Origin of the sequence: Streptomyces sp. NBC_01481, from assembly GCF_026339995.1 — a bacterium.
Lineage (GTDB): Bacteria > Actinomycetota > Actinomycetes > Streptomycetales > Streptomycetaceae > Streptomyces.
On record NZ_JAPEPT010000003.1, the window covers coordinates 1,055,641 to 1,073,179 of the forward strand.

Annotated in this window: 9 protein-coding genes and 1 pseudogene; 6 read left to right on the top strand and 4 right to left on the bottom strand. The window is 69.2% G+C overall.

The window, feature by feature from the left end; translation table 11 throughout:
* Positions 1-39 precede the first annotated feature (39 nt).
* The 3 genes and pseudogenes from OOK40_RS21325 to OOK40_RS21335 all read right to left on the bottom strand — a co-directional run.
* Positions 40-1,914, bottom strand: coding sequence for a glyoxal oxidase (locus OOK40_RS21325; RefSeq protein WP_266484152.1), 1,875 nt, complete (start codon positions 1,912-1,914; stop codon positions 40-42).
* 636 nt (positions 1,915-2,550) lie between these two features.
* Positions 2,551-4,782: a catalase/peroxidase HPI gene (katG, locus tag OOK40_RS21330; RefSeq protein ID WP_266484154.1), complete on the bottom strand. Its 2,232-nt coding sequence runs from the start codon at positions 4,780-4,782 to the stop codon at positions 2,551-2,553.
* A gap of 33 nt (positions 4,783-4,815) precedes the next feature.
* Positions 4,816-4,946: pseudogene (locus OOK40_RS21335) on the bottom strand (transcriptional repressor); the annotation flags it as partial.
* Positions 4,947-5,161: 215 nt separating this feature from the next.
* Between OOK40_RS21335 and OOK40_RS21340 the strand changes: the two are divergent.
* Positions 5,162-5,572 carry a Fur family transcriptional regulator gene (locus OOK40_RS21340; protein ID WP_266484156.1) on the top strand — a complete coding sequence of 137 codons (411 nt, stop codon included), beginning with the start codon at positions 5,162-5,164 and terminating at the stop codon, positions 5,570-5,572.
* Between the two features lie 288 nt (positions 5,573-5,860).
* On the opposite strand, the gene OOK40_RS21345 is transcribed toward OOK40_RS21340, so the two are convergent.
* Entirely contained in the window at positions 5,861-6,622 is a 762-nt protein-coding gene (locus tag OOK40_RS21345) for a DeoR/GlpR family DNA-binding transcription regulator (protein ID WP_266484499.1), read from the bottom strand.
* Positions 6,623-6,953: 331 nt separating this feature from the next.
* Between OOK40_RS21345 and OOK40_RS21350 the strand changes: the two genes are divergently transcribed.
* From OOK40_RS21350 to OOK40_RS21370, 5 genes are read left to right on the top strand one after another with little or no spacing between them, the layout of a single operon-like run.
* Positions 6,954-11,630, top strand: coding sequence for a serine protease (locus OOK40_RS21350; protein WP_266484158.1), 4,677 nt, complete (start codon positions 6,954-6,956; stop codon positions 11,628-11,630).
* A 34-nt stretch (positions 11,631-11,664) separates the two neighbouring features.
* Positions 11,665-12,381 (top strand): 4Fe-4S single cluster domain-containing protein, encoded by a 717-nt coding sequence (locus OOK40_RS21355; protein WP_266484160.1) that lies wholly within the window; start codon positions 11,665-11,667, stop codon positions 12,379-12,381.
* The gene (locus OOK40_RS21360) at positions 12,378-13,784 is read left to right on the top strand and encodes a hypothetical protein (RefSeq protein ID WP_266484163.1); all 1,407 of its coding nucleotides are present in this window, start codon (positions 12,378-12,380) and stop codon (positions 13,782-13,784) included. The genes OOK40_RS21355 and OOK40_RS21360 overlap by 4 nt, the downstream gene beginning before the upstream one ends.
* Complete coding sequence (locus OOK40_RS21365) at positions 13,781-15,556, top strand: AAA family ATPase (RefSeq protein ID WP_266484166.1); 1,776 nt, start codon at positions 13,781-13,783, stop codon at positions 15,554-15,556. The genes OOK40_RS21360 and OOK40_RS21365 overlap by 4 nt, the downstream gene beginning before the upstream one ends.
* Positions 15,553-17,529, top strand: a complete 1,977-nt coding sequence (locus tag OOK40_RS21370) for a hypothetical protein (RefSeq protein ID WP_266484168.1) — start codon at positions 15,553-15,555, stop codon at positions 17,527-17,529. Before OOK40_RS21365 ends, OOK40_RS21370 begins: the two co-directional genes overlap by 4 nt.
* The last annotated feature ends 10 nt before the right edge of the window (positions 17,530-17,539 follow it).

A 17,539-nucleotide genomic window follows, 5' to 3' on the forward strand; every position in this document is an offset into this window, starting at 1 on the left:
TGTTGGGGATGGAATTCCTGCGTCGGGAAGCGGGCGGCGTCAGCCTGTGTTCGGCGGGCCGAAGGACACGAACTTGGCGACGCTCGGTACGCCGTCCTCGTTGAGGAGGAAGAGCATGTAGTAGCCCGGTGGCGCGGCTTCCGCTGTGGGCGGTGCCTGCAGTTCGAGGGATCCGTCGCTCCGGCTCTTGATGCGGACGTCGAGATGGCGCTGGCTGAAGTTCACCGAGTGGGTCGCGGTCGTCGGGGCCAGCAGGACGGCCCGCTTGACGTCCGCGGCGTCCGAGGTCAGGACCGTGAACCGGTCGTCGTAGCCGACCGTGCCCCGGGGCACCGCGGAGAGGTCGGGACGCTCGCCGTTGTGCAGATAGGCCGGCTCGTAGATCTCGATGGAGCCGTCCATGTCGTCTTTGATGTCGGGGTCGTTGGCGATCTGCTGCGCCTCGTCGCCGGTGACCATGATGCGTCCGTCGGGCAGGACCACGGCGTTGGAGTGGTAGCCGCGCGGCAGCCGCTGGGCGGGCCCGAGCTTCCAGTTGCCGTCGGTGTCGCGCATCTCGGTCTGCCGGTACTTCAGGTCGGCGTTGGGGTTGTAAAGCCCGTTCCCGTAGTCGCGGATGTCGTAGGAGCCGTTGACGGTGAACAGCGTGCCGTCGGGCAGGATCAGGGTGTCGTCCTGCGTACGGCCGAAGGCACGGGCGTCCTTCGTCTTCCACTGGCCGCCGACGAATTGGTACGTGTTCGGGTCGTCCCGGTCGCCGCCGAGGACGAGGACCGAGTCGGGGCCCTTGAAACCGGCGGGCAGCGGCACCGCGGAGCCGTAATTGCGCATGAGGACGCCGGGCCGGTCGGGCAGGCTCGTGCGGGTCTCGGTGACCGGGTTGAAGAGCCACTGCTGGTTGTGATCGCGGCCGAGGCCGTAGATCTTGCCGTCACGCAAGGAGAACAGATGCGGATAGTCGTGTTTGAACGGGGCTTCCGCCTTGAAGACGTCCACGGGCACGTTCTCGGGGACGTCGGTCTTTGTGGTCGGGACCGGGCGGCTGAGAGCCGGGAAGCGTTCCACGATGGGCGTGGGCGTGCCCCAGCCGAGCTCCGACTGCCCGGACATGATGAGGATCCGCCCGTCGGCACCGGTCACGGCGCTCGGATACCAGCGGCCCACGGACATCTGCTCGTTGATCGACCAGGTTTCTGTCCAGGGGTCGAAGACGAGGGACAGCTTGGCACCGGAGCCGTGGTTGCCGCCGAGATTGCCGCCGAAGACGCCGAGCATGCCGTTGGGCAGAAAGGCGTGACCGGCGCAGAAGAACGGCGCGGGACGTGGTTCGTCCTTGCCGTCCGGCATCATCACGGTGGGCGGCGTGACCTCCTTGAACGCGTCCGGGCCGCGGCCCTTGGCCGGGTCCCACAGATGCGCCCGGCCCGCGTTCGCCTTGCCGATGATCTGGGTGGGGGCGGTCTCCTTCGTGGGGTTGGTCTCGATCCTCTCGAAGGAGAACATCAGGACCTTGCCGGTGGGCAGTTGCGCCACGTGCACGGCGAAGTCGGGTGACGGGAAGTACTCCTTGAAGACGCCGAAATCCCGCGCGCTGAACGCGGCGTTGTGCTTCGCCTGGGACTTGGTGAGCGATTCCAGGCGTGCCGTACGCATCAGCTGTGAGTAGTCGCCGAGGTCCTCGGCTCCCCGGCGGGCCCTGGCGTGCGTCTCGGCGTGCTCCTGGCCGAGGACGGCGGCCTCGGCCGGGTCTACGGTGACTTTGCCGCCGGTGTCGCCTTCCGTCACCCGGGGGAGGGAACGCGGCTCGGACGCGCCGTCGTGAGCGGCGGCAGGGAGGACAGTGACGAGGGGGGTGGTCAGGGCGGAGATGACGGCGCAGGCGGAGATCAGCCTGGACAGTCGTGGTCGTGACATGGGACTCCTATTGGCCTGTCGGCCTCCGTATGCATGACTCTCCCCCTGGGGGCGGGTGATGAATATGCAAACGGAATAGACCGAATGTTACTGACGGTGACCATAGGAACACAGAGCGTAATCACGTGCAAACGCGGGGAGTGAGCGTGTCGACCGGGCGAGAGGGGATTGTCGGGCTCGTCAGGGGTGGGTCGACCTTCAGCGTGGACGCGGGGGACCGCCGCAATGGCCACGCTCGGACGGGATGAGCGGGTCACGCTGAGGTGAGGTGAGGTGAGGGGCTACGACGGGGCCAGGTGTCCGCGCGCGAACTCGCGCCGGTGGCACAAGCCCTCGGTCAGGGCAGCGTCCAGATCTGGGTCGTCACGACGTAGAAGACAACGCCTCAAGGTCAGGTGGCGACGGTGGTCGGGGGGCCCGTTGGGATCGGCGAACCAGACGTCGGCGGGGACAACGGCCATGCTCTGCTGGAGAGTTCGAGCATCGGGCATGGCGTCGAAAGCAATGCGCAGTCGGTCGAGGCGGGTCAGCGAGAAGCGGCGGTACGCGTGCGTTTCCTCATGGCGCGTGGCCTGCCTTGCCAAAACGTCCAGGCCGGCCCGCGCGGGCCGGCCTGGACGTCATGTTCAGGCGGGATCAGACGCGGTCGAACCGGTCGAGGTTCATCACCTTGTCCCACGCCGCGACGAAGTCGTTCACGAACTTCGCCTTCGCGTCATCGCTCGCGTAGACCTCCGCAAGCGCGCGCAGCTCGGAGTTCGAGCCGAAGACGAGGTCGGCACGGGTGCCGGTCCACTTGACCTCGCCCGTGGCGGCGTCGCGCCCCTCGAACGTGTTCTGGTCCCCGGACGTCGCCTTCCACGTCGTGCCCAGGTCGAGCAGGTTGACGAAGAAGTCATTGGTCAGGGACCCGGGCGTCGTGGTGAGGACGCCCAGCGACGACTGCTGGTGGTTCGCGCCCAGGACGCGCAGGCCACCGATGAGAACTGTCAGCTCGGGGGCGCTCAGCGTCAGCAGGTTCGCCTTGTCGATCAGCAGGTACTCGGCCGGCAGGCGGTTGCCCTTGCCGAGGTAGTTGCGGAACCCGTCGGCGGTCGGCTCGAGCGCGGCGAACGACTCCACGTCGGTCTGCTCCTGCGACGCGTCCACGCGGCCCGGCGTGAAGGGGACCTCGATGTCGAAGCCGGCGTCCTTGGCGGCCTTCTCGACGCCCGCACCGCCGGCGAGCACGATCAGGTCGGCGAACGAGACCTGCTTGCCGCCGGACCGGGCCGCGTTGAAGGACTCCTGGATGCCCTCCAGGGTGCGCAGAACCGTCGCCAGCTCGTCGGGCTCGTTGACCTCCCACCCGCTCTGCGGCTGGAGGCGGATGCGCGCACCGTTGGCGCCGCCGCGCTTGTCGCTGCCACGGAAGGACGAGGCCGACGCCCACGCGGCGGACACGAGCTGGGACACCGACAGGCCAGATTCGAGGACCTGAGCCTTGAGGGAGGCGATGTCCGCGGCGTCGACGAGCTCGTGCGTCACGGCGGGCAGGGGGTCCTGCCACACCAGCGTCTCGGACGGGACCTCCGGGCCGAGGTAGCGCACGACCGGGCCCATGTCGCGGTGGGTCAGCTTGAACCACGCGCGGGCGAAGGCGTCCGCGAACTCGTCGGGGTTCTCCAGGAAACGCCGCGAGATCTGCTCGTACGCCGGGTCGAACCGGAGCGAGAGGTCGGTCGTCAGCATCGTCGGGGCCAGGCTCTTCGACGCGTCGTGGGCGTGGGGGATGGTGCCCGCACCGGCACCGTCCTTCGCCACCCACTGGTGTGCGCCGGCGGGGCTCGCCGTCAGCTCCCACTCGTAGCCGAACAGGTTCTGGAAGAAGCTGTTGCTCCACCGGGTCGGCGTGCTGGTCCAGGTGACCTCGAGGCCACTGGTGATCGCGTCGGCGCCCTTGCCGGTGCCGAAAGTGTTCTTCCAGCCGAGGCCCTGCTCCTCGATGGAGGCGGCCTCGGGATCGGCGCCCACGTGGTCCGCCGGGCCCGCGCCGTGGGTCTTGCCGAAGGTGTGACCGCCCGCGATCAGGGCGACCGTCTCCTCGTCGTTCATCGCCATCCGGCGGAACGTCTCGCGGATGTCGCGGGCCGCGGCGATCGGGTCCGGGTTGCCGTTCGGGCCCTCCGGGTTGACGTAGATGAGGCCCATCTGCACCGCGCCGAGGGGGTTCTCCAGGTCCCGGTCGCCGGTGTAGCGCTCATCGCCGAGCCAGGTGGTCTCGGGACCCCAGTAGACGTCCTCGTCGGGCTCCCAGACGTCCGCACGGCCGCCGCCGAAGCCGAAGGTCTCGAAGCCCATCGACTCCAGGGCGACGTTGCCGGCGAGGATCATGAGGTCGGCCCACGAGAGGTTCTGGCCGTACTTCTTCTTGACCGGCCACAGCAGGCGGCGGGCCTTGTCCAGGTTCCCGTTGTCCGGCCAGCTGTTGAGGGGGGCGAAGCGCTGCTGGCCGGCCCCGGCGCCGCCGCGGCCGTCGCTGATCCGGTAGGTGCCCGCGCTGTGCCACGCCATACGGATCATGAACGGGCCGTAGTGCCCGAAGTCGGCGGGCCACCAGTCCTGCGAGGTCGTCAGCACTTCCTCGATGTCGCGCTTCACTGCGGGGAGGTCGAGGGTCTTGAACGCCTCGGCGTAGTCGAACTCCTCGCCGAGGGGATTGGCCACGGCGGGGTTCTTGGCGAGGATCTTCAGGTTGAGCCGCTCCGGCCACCACTGGCGGTTTCCGCCGCCCTGGGTCGGGTGCGGGGCGCGCCCGTGCGCGACCGGGCAGCCACCTCCATCCTCCGTTTTCGCGTCTGTGACGATTGCATCGTGGTTCTCAGACATGGGAATCCTTCCGGACCAGGCGGATCATGGTGCTCAGGAACTGCGGGCGGTGGAACAGTCGGGGCACGGGCCCCAGTAGGTGACCTCGGCCTCGTCGATCGAGAAGCCGGGGTCGTCGGACCGGGTCAGGCAGGGGTCTCGCCGACCGCGCAGCCGACGTCAGCGTCGATACGACACGTCCCTCGCACCGGGCCTGGCGGCCGGCCATCACGTCTCTCCTGCCGTACTGGAGTCTTCCTGTCCCTTGGCTATCACCGGAACCGATCCTACAATGGACAGAATCCAAGTCAATAAGCGCGCCAAACCCGTATCCCATCGGAACCCGGATGTCCACCGGTAAACTTCGGGTATCCCACCGAACCTGAATAGGTGAACCGATATGAGCGACCTGCTGGAGCGACTGCGGGGGCGTGGCTGGCGGATGACCTCCCAGCGGCGTGTCGTTGCGGAGGTCCTCGACGGCGACCACGTGCACCTCACGGCCGACGAGGTGCACGCCCACGCGGCACAACGGCTGCCCGAGATCTCCCGGGCGACCGTCTACAACGCCCTGGGCGAGCTGGTCTCCCTCGGTGAGGTCATAGAGGTCTGCACCGAAGGCCGCGCCAAGCGCTACGACCCCAACGCACACCATCCGCACCAGCACCTGGTGTGCTCCAACTGCGGCACCATCCGCGATGTCCACCCGACCGGCAATCCGCTGGCCGACCTCCCGGCAGGGGAACGGTTCGGCTTCACGGTGTCCGAGGTCGAGGTCACCTACCGCGGACTGTGCCCATCCTGCGCCTAGGCCCTGTCCGGTCGATCTTGCCGGGCTCGCGTGCCCTGGCACGCACGCTCGCTGCGTTGTCGTCAGTCGCCGACGCTCCGCGTCGGCTCTCCCCCTGCCTTCGGCGGGGGGACCCCCATCCTCCGGCCTGCGATCGCACGCACCACAGTGACATCAGCCGCTCCGCGGCGGGCCGCTCACTGATCCGGCCTGATCGACCGGACAGAACCTAGCTCCGAAGTGTCTTCGTCACTTCGGACGACCTGTCGGGCCGACCCGGCAGGGGCCAGGAAGCGCTGAGCGGACCGCTCACACCCGGATGACCTGGGGGCCCAGCTGTGCATAGCGCTGGGCCTCCACGGCCGAGAGCGAGGTGTCGGTGACGATGGCCTCGAAATCCGTTACCTCGGCGAACCGGCAGAAACTCACCGCGCCGAACTTGGTGTGTATGCCGGAAAATATCCGGCGCCGGGCCGACTTCATGGCCTGCGCCTTCACATGCCCCACCGCCGGATCGGGCGTCGTCAGCCCGTGCTCCCGGGAAATGCCGTTGGCCCCGACGTACGCCAGATCGATCACCAGGCCCGCCAGCATCCCGGTCACCCAGTGATCCACCGTGGCCAGCGTGTTGCCCCGCACCCGCCCGCCCAGCAGTAATACCTGTGTGTGCTCCCGCCCGGCCAGCGAGCCCGCGGTGGCGAGTGACGCGGTGACGACGGTCAGTGGCCGGTCCTGGGGCAGCGCCTCGGCGATCAGCTGCGGGGTGAAGCCCTCGTCGACGAAGACGGTCTCCGCCTCGCCGAGCAACTCGACGGCTGCCGTGGCGATGCGGGCCTTCTGCGGTACGTACCGGGTGGTGCGGGCTGCGAGCGTCGTCTCGAATCCGGCGCTCTCGACAGGGTAGGCCCCTCCGTGCGTACGCCGGACCAGGCCGTACTCCTCCAGCACCCGCAGATCCCGCCGCACGGTCTCCGGGGAAACCATCAACTCCGCCGCGGCGGCGGCGACTTCCATCGATCCATTGCGTCGGGCAACCGCGAGAATGGCACGTCGACGCTCCTCGCCGTCCAGGGCTTTCTCCTCACTGTGCATCTACGCTCGGGTGTGGAGCGCTCTCAGGGCGCCCCGACGACCCGTCGGCGCTGGTCAAGCGCGTCCATCAGGACAAGTGGTGTCAGGTTGCGGTTTCGAGGTTACCGTCGCGCCGAACGGCAACGAGGACTGGGTGGTTGGCGGGCATGAGGGCTGACGGGAATACCGGTCCGGCTCTGTCTTCAGGTGTCAATTTTCTTCAGAAGTGGACGAGTTGACGATCCATCCGGACGGATCCAGTCAGACCCTGGCATAGCGAATACAGCCAGACCTATAGTCCAGATGTGGCCGTTCCGACCGGAATCCGGCCATGGCCCGTGCCTGCGCCCTGCGCCTGGTGCACACGGGGCAGCACACCAGCCTTGGGGGAGGCTTCGTGGGGCACGAGGGTTTACGGGAGACGCTGCCCGACCTGCTCCTGGCCGTGACGGCGCGGATCAGTTGCGGCGGCCAGAACGGGACGGGGTTCTTCATCGCGCCCGGGACGCTCCTGACGGCCGCACACGTCGTACAGCAGGACGACTGCACCGTCCACTGGCGGGGCGAGGCCCGGCCCGCAACCGTAAAGCTGAGACTGCCGGAAGAGTTGCCGGCGCCCGCCCAGCGGGGCAACTACCCGCTGCCCGATCTGGCCGTCGTCGAGACTCCGCACTTTTCCGGGCATCCGTTCGCCGACCTCGATACGGAGCCTGCCGGCACCCGGAGCGGGCCTGGCGAGCTCAGCACGGTCGGTTTCACGAGCCGGTTCGACGGCACCCGTCGCCTGCAGGATCGGGCCGACTACCGCGCCCTCGGCACCACAGTCCTGGATGGGGTGGAGCTGCTCCAGGTCAGCGAGGGAGTGATGCTGCCCGGAATGAGCGGCGCACCCGTCCTCAACACCCGGACCGGGAGGATCTGCGCCGTCATCAAGCGCACCGCCGACGACCGGCGCCTTGCAGCGGGAGGATGGTCGGTCTCGCTCCCGCCCCTCATCGAGCGCGACCCCACCCTGGCCACACTCGTCAACCGCGGCGGACGCTGGCGGGCGGCGCGGCGCCGCTCGCTCTTTCCCGAACTCGACGACTTCCTGACGATGCCGCGGCGCATGCCGAAGCCGGACGAGGCGGACAGCCCTTCGTGGCCCCTGCGCCCCGAATACGGAGTCGTCCCCTTCCACGGCCGCGACCAGTGGCAACGGGATCTGATCGGCTGGTGCGAGTCGGCCGAGGACGTATCCCTGCGGCTCGTCACCGGACAGGGCGGGGCAGGGAAGACCCGGTCGGCTCTGGAACTGCTGGACGACAGACGGCGCGCCGGATGGATCGCAGGATCCCTCGGCGCGGCCGTGACCCACCAGTCGCCCGAGCGGCTGGCGTACATGATCAAGCGGCTCGCCGGGCTGGGAGAGCCCACCCTGGTGGTGATCGACTACGCCGAGAGCCTGTCCAACCTCGGCACACTGCTTGATCTGTGCGGCCAGTACTTCAAGGAGTCCTCCACCCTGCGTCTGCTGCTGCTGGCCCGGAGGGCGGGAGCCTGGTGGACCAAGGCGCTGCGCGAGCAGCTCGCCGACCGCGCGATGCGGCGCCAGGCGGATGACAGCCGCCATGTGCTGGGGCTGGCCGGCCTCGCGGACACCGACGAGGACTGGCAGGCGGAGTTCACCTTCGCCCTGGAGGCGTTCGCGAAGCGGCACGGTGTACCCGTGCCCACCCAGGTTGCCCTGGAGACGTGCCCCGACGACCACCCGCCGGTACTCCAGGTACACGCTGCGGCCCTGCTCGCCCTCCTCAAAGCGCGGGAGAACCCCCTGGTCGAGCACACGGTCACGCCTGGCACAGAGGTCATCAAGGAACTCCTGCTCCGGGAGCGCAGCTACTGGACCCGCAGCGGAAAGAACCGGCTGAGTCAGGAGGTCGGACCCTCCGAACGGGATCTGGCCGTAGCGCTGTCCGTACTCGTCGGTGCGGACGACCAGGAGTCCGCCGTCGAGCTCATCAGCCGGGTCTTCGGCTTCCGTACGGGAACGAGCCTGGAAATCGCGGAGTGGCTGAGCTCGCTCTACCCGGTGGGCCAGGCCGACGGATCGCGGTACTGGGCACCCCTGCGCCCCGACCTGATCGGAGAGCACCATGTCGCCGTCGAGTTCGGACGGCAGCCGTTCATGGCGGACAAGGCGCTCACCGGACTCGACGAGCACCGGCTGCGGCACGCCTTCACCGTGCTCGCCCGCGCCGCACAGCACAGCCCCAAGGAGGCACAAGCGCTTGCCGTGACCCTGCTGAGCAAGCGGCAGTTGGAACGCCTCCCCGTCGCCGTCCGTCTCGCGCCGAGCGTGGGCCGAGGCCTCGGCTCCGTCATCAAGGAAGTCCTCGCCGAGAAAGCACTCGACGAGGGCGTCATCGAAGCCGTCGTGGAGGCCATGCCGGTCAGCAGTGTCGAACTGACGCCGGTGTCCAGCTTCTTGATGGGCCACCTCGACGCGTCCGAGCTGGCTCCCTGGCTGCTGCTGGAGTACGGGGCGGATCTGATCTCCACGGGCAGCCTCGCCGCGGGGGTCGCGGCGCTGCGCGACGCGGTGGTTCAGTACGAGGAACTGGAGCGCGAGAACCCGGGCAGCCAGACCGACGACATCGTCGTCGCATACGGCGCCCTCGGCGTGGGACTCGCCCATTCCGGGCGGGCCGAAGAAGCCGTCGCGTACTGCAAGAAGGCGGTCGGGATCTGCCGCACGGTCGAGGAACCGGGACGCTCGGGGGTCGTCGCCCTGCTGTCGGCGGCGGAGGCTCTGCTGGTCGCAGGGCGCGCGGCGGAGGCCGAGAACCTCGTGAACCAGGCGATCGCCGCCATGCGCACGCTGCCGCCCGAGGTCATCGACAACGCGGCCATGGTATCGGCGGCGCTGGCCACCAAGGCGCAGATCCTCGTCGTGATGGGACAGGTGGAACGGGCGCAGCGGGCGGCGAACGCCGCACACGATTCCCTGCCGCCCGAAGCGCTGGAGAACCGGGACCTGTACGGCCTGGAACTGGGCGCCGTCGCATCCGCGCGGGCGATCACCGCTTTCGCCGCCGAGGACACGCGCAACACCGAGCGACTGCTGAACGAGGCCCTGGCACACCTGACATGGCTGAACGGCCAGGGAATCCGGGCACTGAACACGGCTCTGTGTTTTCTTCTGGTGGCTCGCGCACACATCGCCTTCGAAGCCGGGGAGACGAAGCGGGCGCGCGAGATGAGCCGCAGCGCCGCGGCGATCGCAGCCCAGCATCGCGAAGCGGGCTACGGACGTGCCGGATTTCTGCTTGTGCACGCCCTGGCCTCGCTGCGCGACATGGGTGCCGCACTCCCCGAATCCCTCCTGGAACTGCTGCCCCGTCCGGAGGACTTGGTGGCCGGCGAGGGCCACGAACTCGAGCCGACAGCCGACTTCGCGCTGCGCCTGGCGACCAAGACCGTGGAGATCGCGGAAGGCGTCTCGCCCGACACGGTCTCCCAGGTCCTCGTACGGCACCGGCTGGCCAAGGAGTGCGCGGACACGGACCGGCAACGGGCCGTCGAACTGGCCAGGGAGGCGCTGGCCCTTGCCGAGCCCGGCGACAACCAGGACGGGGTCACGCTCCCGGGCGAGGCCGCCGATCTGCTGCACGACCTCAGCCTGTGGGTGGTGCCCCAGGAGGACGCCGAGAAGACACACTGGCGTGAGGCACGCGATTACGCCCGCAGAACGGTGGAGCTGCGCCAGTCGCTCGCCGACACCGACCCGGGAGCCAGCCAAGTGGCCGCGCTTGTCGATGAGCTGATCGGCCTGGGCGGTATCGAGGCCGCGTTGGAGGAACAGGAAAACGCCTTGGCGGCGTACGCGCGGGCTTCCACGGTGGGTGCCGAACTGCTGGAGACCCGGCCCGGACGGCTGCTGTCTCCGGTGGCGCGCGCCATGTCCCAGCAGATGGTCACCCTGGTGGAACTGGAACGCGTGGTGGAGGCCTTGGGAGTGTCCGAGCGGCTCCAGGCACGCCATCTGCGCTTTCGCGGGGTCCTCGCGGAGACCAACCCGGGCCTGATCTCCACCACCCTGGTCCAGCACGGCCAACTCCTTGTGCTGCGGGAGAGGTTGACGGAGGCGATCGAGTTCGTCGCCGAGGGCGTCGAGAGGGAGTTCTTCGGGGCTCCGGAGGTCTGTGCGCCCCTGGCGCACGCGCCGCATCCGATGCTCTACCTCGTCGAGTTACGTATCCGCGCCGGGGACACGGAGGGCGCCCTGCGCGATCTCGCCCGCGTCGGCGAGGTGTGCGGGAAGATCGACGATCCGGCGCGCGCGCTGGCCCGGGGGTTGCGGCTGCAGGGCGAGGCAATGCGGCTTGAGGGACGGCTGGACGACGCCGTGGTTCCGCTGGGACAGGCCCTCGCCTCCTACCGGACGTTGGCGGGCCCGGCCGCCGGGGATCCGCAGGTGCTCGACAGCCTCGGCGCTCTGGCGTACACACATGTCGCCGCCGGCCACCAGGAGATCGCGCTGCCGCTGTGCGACGAGCTGGTGGCGGCCTACGAGGGCTCGGCGGACAACAGGGGGTTCGCGGCGGAGTGGCGGCTGCGCCGCTCGTACGTACGGAGTTTTCTGGGGGACCTGCCTTTGGCCCTGGACGACTCCGTGGTGGCCGAAGCGGAGTTCCGTACGGCCGGAGCACAGTGGGGTGTCCGCGATGCGCTCATCGCCCAGGCTCTGCACCGGCTGGCCGCCGGGTGCCCCACGGATGCGCTGGAGGCGGCCGACGAGGCGGAGGCGCTGGGGCATGAACTGCTGCGCGTGGACGCCGACACCAACGCGCTGTGGCTGGTGCACGCCATGAATGTGCGGATCGCGATTCTTCGGGAGCTCGGCATGACCTCCACCGAGGATGAATCATTGGCCAATGCTTTGCGGATCCGCTATGCCCTGGAGATGGATGGACTTATGGAATTCATTCAAAGAGCTGTCGGCAGTTGCCGTATGACCTATGATTAATTCCAGTTTCCAGTAAGGCTGTTTGTCTTGCCGGATGAAAGAAGTGGAACGGGGGGTGTTCCTCTTGGTTTCTCCCGCGCTCAATGTGGCTGCTGCGGCGACGACCACCGTGCTGGGGCCCGGGCTACGGGGGGTGGTGTGGGTTCAGGGGTGTCCTTTCGACTGCCGTGGCTGCATGGCGCCCGAATGGATCCCGGACCGGCCCGCTCAGGTCATCGATCCCGGGGAACTCGCCGAGCGGCTGCTCGCCGACCCGCGGGTCACCGGCCTGACCTTCTCCGGAGGGGAGCCGATGCGCCAGGCCGAGGGCCTCGCTGCCCTCGCCGCCCACGCACGCGCTCGTGCCCTCGCGCTCGGGCGCCCCGAGCCGGACATCATCTGCTTCACCGGCTTCCGGCTCTCCCGCCTGCGCCGTCGGCCGCCGTACCCCGGCGTCGCCGACCTGCTCGGCCGGCTCGACGTGCTGATCGACGGACAGTACGTCGCCCGGCTCGACGACGGCCGGGGGTTGCGCGGCAGCGCCAACCAGACCGTTCACCATCTGACCGGCAGGCTGCGCCACGCGGCGTCCGCCCTCGCCGACGGGCCGCGCTCCGCCCGGGTCACCGTGCGGGGCAGCGAACTGACGATCATCGGAGTACCGCCCCCCGGGCTGCTGTCCTCCGTGCGTCATCCGGCGGCGGCCGACGTGGCCGCCGCGAGGGCCCCTCGTACTTCCTTACATTCCGCCGCGCGGGGAGAGACAACATGAGCCGAGGAAAGCGCATCGTCGTTGACGAGGCCGAATGGCAGCGGTTGCACCAGGCCGCGCGTTCCCTACGGGAGTTGAACCAGAGTCTGCCGTCGCTTCTCGACGACGTACGCCGCACCACACGACGCGACTTCGAGCGGGGATTCGCCACCGTGGAGGCCCGGCAGCGCGAATTCGAGAAATCGCTTTCCGCCGCGGGAAAGCAGATGAACGATCTCGAAAAGCGGACCGCCAAGCGCCTGGAGGAACATGCCCGACGCATGGCGGAGCAGGAAGCCGAACTCATCGGAAGGATCGACGCGGGCATCACCGATGTACGCGCGGAAACCCACGCGCTGATCGAAACGGAACATCGCTGGACCGAGGAGGTCCTCGCGGCCGAACGGGCCGAGCGCACCCGTCAGGTCAGCGAGCTGCAGGAAGGCATGAGCGAACTCTTCGGCGACCGGGACCGGGCGACTGCCCGGGCCACCGAATCACTTCAGCAGGCCGTCCTGGTGGCCGGCCACATCCGCCGCCATCTGCCGCACGAGCGGTTCGCTCCCGGCCGGCTGGCCCAGCTGGAACAGCGCATCGAGCGCGCCGAGGCCAATCTGGGCGCCGGATTCTCCGAGGCCACCCTCGCCGCAGCCGAAGAGTGCTGGCTGCAACTCGGTGAGCTGCGTGTGGCGTTGGAGCTGCGGGACCGCGAATGGCGCACCATGCGCAGTCTCGCCGACGGGTCGCTGCGCAGGCTTGCCGACCAGGTCGATCACAACCGCCGCCGCTCCGGCGTCAACATCGACGGCTCAGTCAACGATTCCGAAGTGGATGTGGACCGGTGGAGCAGCGGCAGCCTGACCCTGCTCGACCGCCAGATCGAGGCGGAGCTGCGCCGGGTCAGGGAGGAGTCGGGTCCCTCGTCCGTCGAGGACATGCGCCAGGTCTTCGAGCACCGCGTGCCGCGGATGTACGAACACCTCAAGGACATCAATCAGCTCGCGGGGGCCGAGCAGCTCGCCTCGCAGGTGCGCGCCGATGTCGCCAGTACCGCCGTTGACGTACTGATCGAGAACGGCTACCAGATGGACGGCTGGACCTATCAGGGCGGTGACGAACGAGGCGCCTTCACCGCCAAGGTGAACCACGAGGACGGCAGCGAGATCGTCATCACCGTGTCCCAGCTGCCCGGCGAACGGCCCGACTGCGTACTGGAGATGGCCACCTTCCACGACGCCGTCGGTGCGGACGAGATCCGGCTCGGGAGGGCCCGGTCGCTGGCCGCCCGGTTGCGTGACGCAGGCATTCAGGTGCGCGAACCGGAAGCGACCGGCGAACCGGAACCCGGCCTCGCCGACCTGCGCCGGATTGAGCAGACGGCCTATGTGCCCACCCGCTCCCCGCTGCGCATCGAGGCGGAATGACCGCCGCCGCGGCCGACCGGGCGGCAACTCTGGCACCCGCCACCGTGGAACGGCTGGAAGAGGCCCTCCATCTCGAATCCGGCGACCCCGTCCTGGTCCTGTACGGAAGCGGCACCGAGGACTCCTTCATCTGCACCGACTACCAGCAGCGGTCCCTGAAGGAGGCGCTTCTGCTGCTCCTGAAGAACGCGGGGTACCGGCGCGTGGTCTTCAGTTCCAGTACCGAGCCCCTGCACTTCCTGGACGCCGAATCGCTCAGCGTCCGGCGGCCCGGCGGCCCAAGCCGCTCGCGCGCCATCGTGGGCCCCCAGGGCCGGCGTGTCCAGTTCGGCAGGGGAGCCGGACAACAGGCCGACCTCGCCCACGGGCAGGGCGACGAGGCACCGGCTGCGACAGGCCGCACGGGCGGCACCATCACCGACGCCGCTGCCGTGCAGACCCTGAATGCCTACATGCGACGCACTGACTTACGCACGGCGGTCGTCGTCGAGCTGGCCGAGGACTTTCTCGCCCGCAACGAAGCCGGGCGAGAGTTCGCCGGACGCCTCGGCGAGTGGGTCCAGGGCGCGGCGGGCACCAACCTGTGCGTCCTCGTCTTCTCGGCGTCCAGCCAGGCCCAGATCGTCGAAGCGATCAGGCGGTACGGGAGCTCCGCGGCCCTCGCCGACTACGTGGAACGGCGCAGTGGGCGCAGCGGATCGAAGATCGCGGGAGAAATCCGCACGCCGGAACGCCCTGAGCTGCACCGGCTCGTCCAGCTTGCCAGGCTGCGCCACGGCCTGGTCGTCCCGCACTGGGACCAGGTGGACAGGCTCGTCAACGTGATGACCGCGCAAGGTGACGTCCTCGCCGGCTCCTGGCTCAAACGGCTGTCCCAGGTAGGGGAGTTCACCGAGGCGGAGATCGGCCACTGGCTCAGCCGGAAGCGCGACGACCGCAGCGCCCTCGAACGGCTCGACGCCCTGACCGGCCTGCACAGCGTGAAAGAGCACGTACGGGGACTCATCGCGCTGTCGCCCGTGGACGAGCAGCTGCGGCAGAAGGGCGTCAAGGTGCCGCCGCCCTCGCGCCACCTCGTCTTCCGGGGCAATCCGGGAACCGGCAAAACCACAGTCGCGGAGATCATCGGGCAGCTCTACCGGGAACTCGGCGTTCTCAAGCGAGGCCACCTCGTCAGCCCCGAGCTCAACGAACTCGTCGCGGACGTGATCGGCGGTACCGCAGTGAAGACCAGCGCGGTCATCGACTCGGCGATCGACGGGGTGCTCCTCATCGACGAGGCGTACCGGCTCACCGCCAAGGGCCGCGGCGGATTCGGCCAGGAAGCCGTGGACACCCTCCTGAGCAGACTGGAGAACGAACGCGAACGCCTCGTGGTGATCGTTGCCGGCTACTCGCAGGAGATGGACAGATTCCTCGCCAGCAACCCGGGACTGCGGCGGCGCTTCAGCCGGGGCAACGAACTCGACTTCGCCGACTACACCCCCGAAGAGCTCCACGCCATTCTGCTGGGCATCCTCGCCACCATCGGTCACACCCCGGACCTGGCGCTGAGCGACCACCTGCTGCGTCTGGTCACCCATCTGTACGACAACCGCGACGCCAAGACCTTCGGCAACGCGGGAGAGATGCGCAACCTCGCCGAGGCGACCCATCAGCGCTGGGCCGTGCGTATCAGCGAAACCGCCGAGCGCACCCGCAGCCGGCCCGACATCACCGCTCCGCTCACCGCCGACGATGTACCGACGAGTTACCGGGAGCCATCGGTATGACCGCACCACCCTCTCTTCTGCCGGGACGCGGTTCCGGCACCGGCCCCGGAGCCGGGGGCCTTCCCGCGTGCCCGGTCTGCGGTGTGCCCGGAACCTCACCCGACACCGCGCACTGCGGCTGGGACATCACCGGCCCGCTCGTCGCCGGTCCGGTCACCGGTGAGTCTCAGGCTGCTCTGCGTACGGAACTCGACCGCGCACGGCGGGGGTTGGGCATCCGGGCAGCACTGCGCGCCGCACACGGTGCTCCTCGGGATCAGGCCGCCGAGTGGACCGACCGGCTGATGACATACGCCATCGGCTCCTCAGGTGCACCTGTCAGCGCGGAGGAACGCCGCGCGGCCGAGGATCTACTGGCGGCGGAGCCCGTGCCCAGGTCCGGCGACGCCGCACCCGTACTGCGTGCCCTCGCCGACGGTGAGGCCGACCGGATCGTGGTTGCCGTCCTCGGCTGTGACGGCCTGTATGCCGTCGCGGTCACCCGTGGCCCCGGCGGGCGACTGAACAGCGCGGAGTCGCGAACGATTTCCTGGCAGACGCTGGTTCCCTCACTGCCGCACGACCCCGTCCACGCCCGCTTCGTGCTCGCGGGCGGACGAACCGCGGGGGTGGGCGAACTGTCCGTCGCCGAAGAGGCTCTGGCGCCGGTCGGCCGCCTCGCGGAGGGCGGCAGGGTCGTGCTGATCTCCCAGTTGCCCGGCTGGCCGCCGGCGGAGCGCCTGATGAGCATCCTGCGCCGACGCCACCGGAACGCGGCGACACTGTTCGCCGAGCCGTCGGTCACTCCCGCCGAGGCCGTGGACCACCTGCTGGGCGGACTGCCGACCCAGCACGCCTACGCCCTCGCCCTCACCCGTCACGACGAGCTCACCGGCCTGTATGTCGTCGAACCGCTGCCGCTGTTCACCGTGACGGGTGGCGCGTCCTCACGCGCCCAGCACGTCGAGGTCCGCACACCGCCCGCACCGGACGGCTCGCACGCGGTGAATATCGCGATCGCCGTGGTCGACCTGACCGGCGAGCGGCGCGAGGAGTGGGAGCTGGTCCGCGCCGTCGAGACGGAGGTCCGGGCGGACGCCTCGGTGAGTCTGGACTTCACCCTGGAAGGGGAGGGAGACGTACGCATCTCGGTGGACGGCAGGCTCCAGCAGCAGACATCACCGCTTACCTGGCGAGAACTGCTCGACCGGATGGACCGCGCACAGCGGGAGCTGCCGCTGGACGTGGTCGTCCTCATCGAGATCGGCGGCGAGCGCAACGCGCTGCGCATCGAAGGAGCGCTGCGGCTCCTGGAGCACGTGAGGGAGGGAAGACCGGCCGAGTTTGTCCATGTCAGCGTGCGCCCCTACTGGCGCCATGACCACGACCGCAGCGGCCGGACCGACCCCGGTGCACGGCCCTTCGCGCCCAAGCGTCCGCTCAAGTCCTTCGACGCGGCGCTGGAAGAGCTCAAGGATCTTGAGGAGTTCGACGCGCCCGTGCTCTATTACGCCGCGGCACTGGAGGACGCACTGGACGGTATGTCCGAACTCGGAGGCTGGCACGACGGTGACCGATCCCTGCTCGTCGTCGCGAGCCGGGCACCCTACAGCGACCCGGACGGGAAGTGGGGCGGCTACCCCAGGCCCTGCCCGGCGGGCCTGGACTGGCGGACCCTGGCCCGGGAGGCGGGCGAGTGGCTCGGACGGACCGTACTGCTGGTCGAACCCGAGCCGGGGGACGGGGACTACGACGACCGGGAGGCCGCGCGCAGCGCGGCCCAGACCTGGCGGCAGGCCGCCGACGACGGCTGGGACGTCATCGAGCTGACCGTCGAGAGCGGCGAGCAGCAGAGCAGCGCGGTCTTCGGCACGGACGACGACCCCGACCCCGACCCCGAGTTCTTCGCGGACGCCGCCAACACGCTGGCGCCGTCGGCCCGCACGGCGAGGCCGGTCCCCTTCCCGCTCGCACCGCTCACACCCTCGGCGTAAGGACAGGTGG

Coding starts and splice junctions, on each gene's coding strand:
- OOK40_RS21325 (WP_266484152.1), bottom strand. CDS start 1,914: ATGTCACGACCACGACTGTCCAGGCTGATCTCCGCCTGCGCCGTCATC.
- katG (WP_266484154.1), bottom strand. CDS start 4,782: ATGTCTGAGAACCACGATGCAATCGTCACAGACGCGAAAACGGAGGAT.
- OOK40_RS21340 (WP_266484156.1), top strand. CDS start 5,162: ATGAGCGACCTGCTGGAGCGACTGCGGGGGCGTGGCTGGCGGATGACC.
- OOK40_RS21350 (WP_266484158.1), top strand. CDS start 6,954: ATGGCCCGTGCCTGCGCCCTGCGCCTGGTGCACACGGGGCAGCACACC.
- OOK40_RS21355 (WP_266484160.1), top strand. CDS start 11,665: ATGAAAGAAGTGGAACGGGGGGTGTTCCTCTTGGTTTCTCCCGCGCTC.
- OOK40_RS21360 (WP_266484163.1), top strand. CDS start 12,378: ATGAGCCGAGGAAAGCGCATCGTCGTTGACGAGGCCGAATGGCAGCGG.
- OOK40_RS21365 (WP_266484166.1), top strand. CDS start 13,781: ATGACCGCCGCCGCGGCCGACCGGGCGGCAACTCTGGCACCCGCCACC.
- OOK40_RS21370 (WP_266484168.1), top strand. CDS start 15,553: ATGACCGCACCACCCTCTCTTCTGCCGGGACGCGGTTCCGGCACCGGC.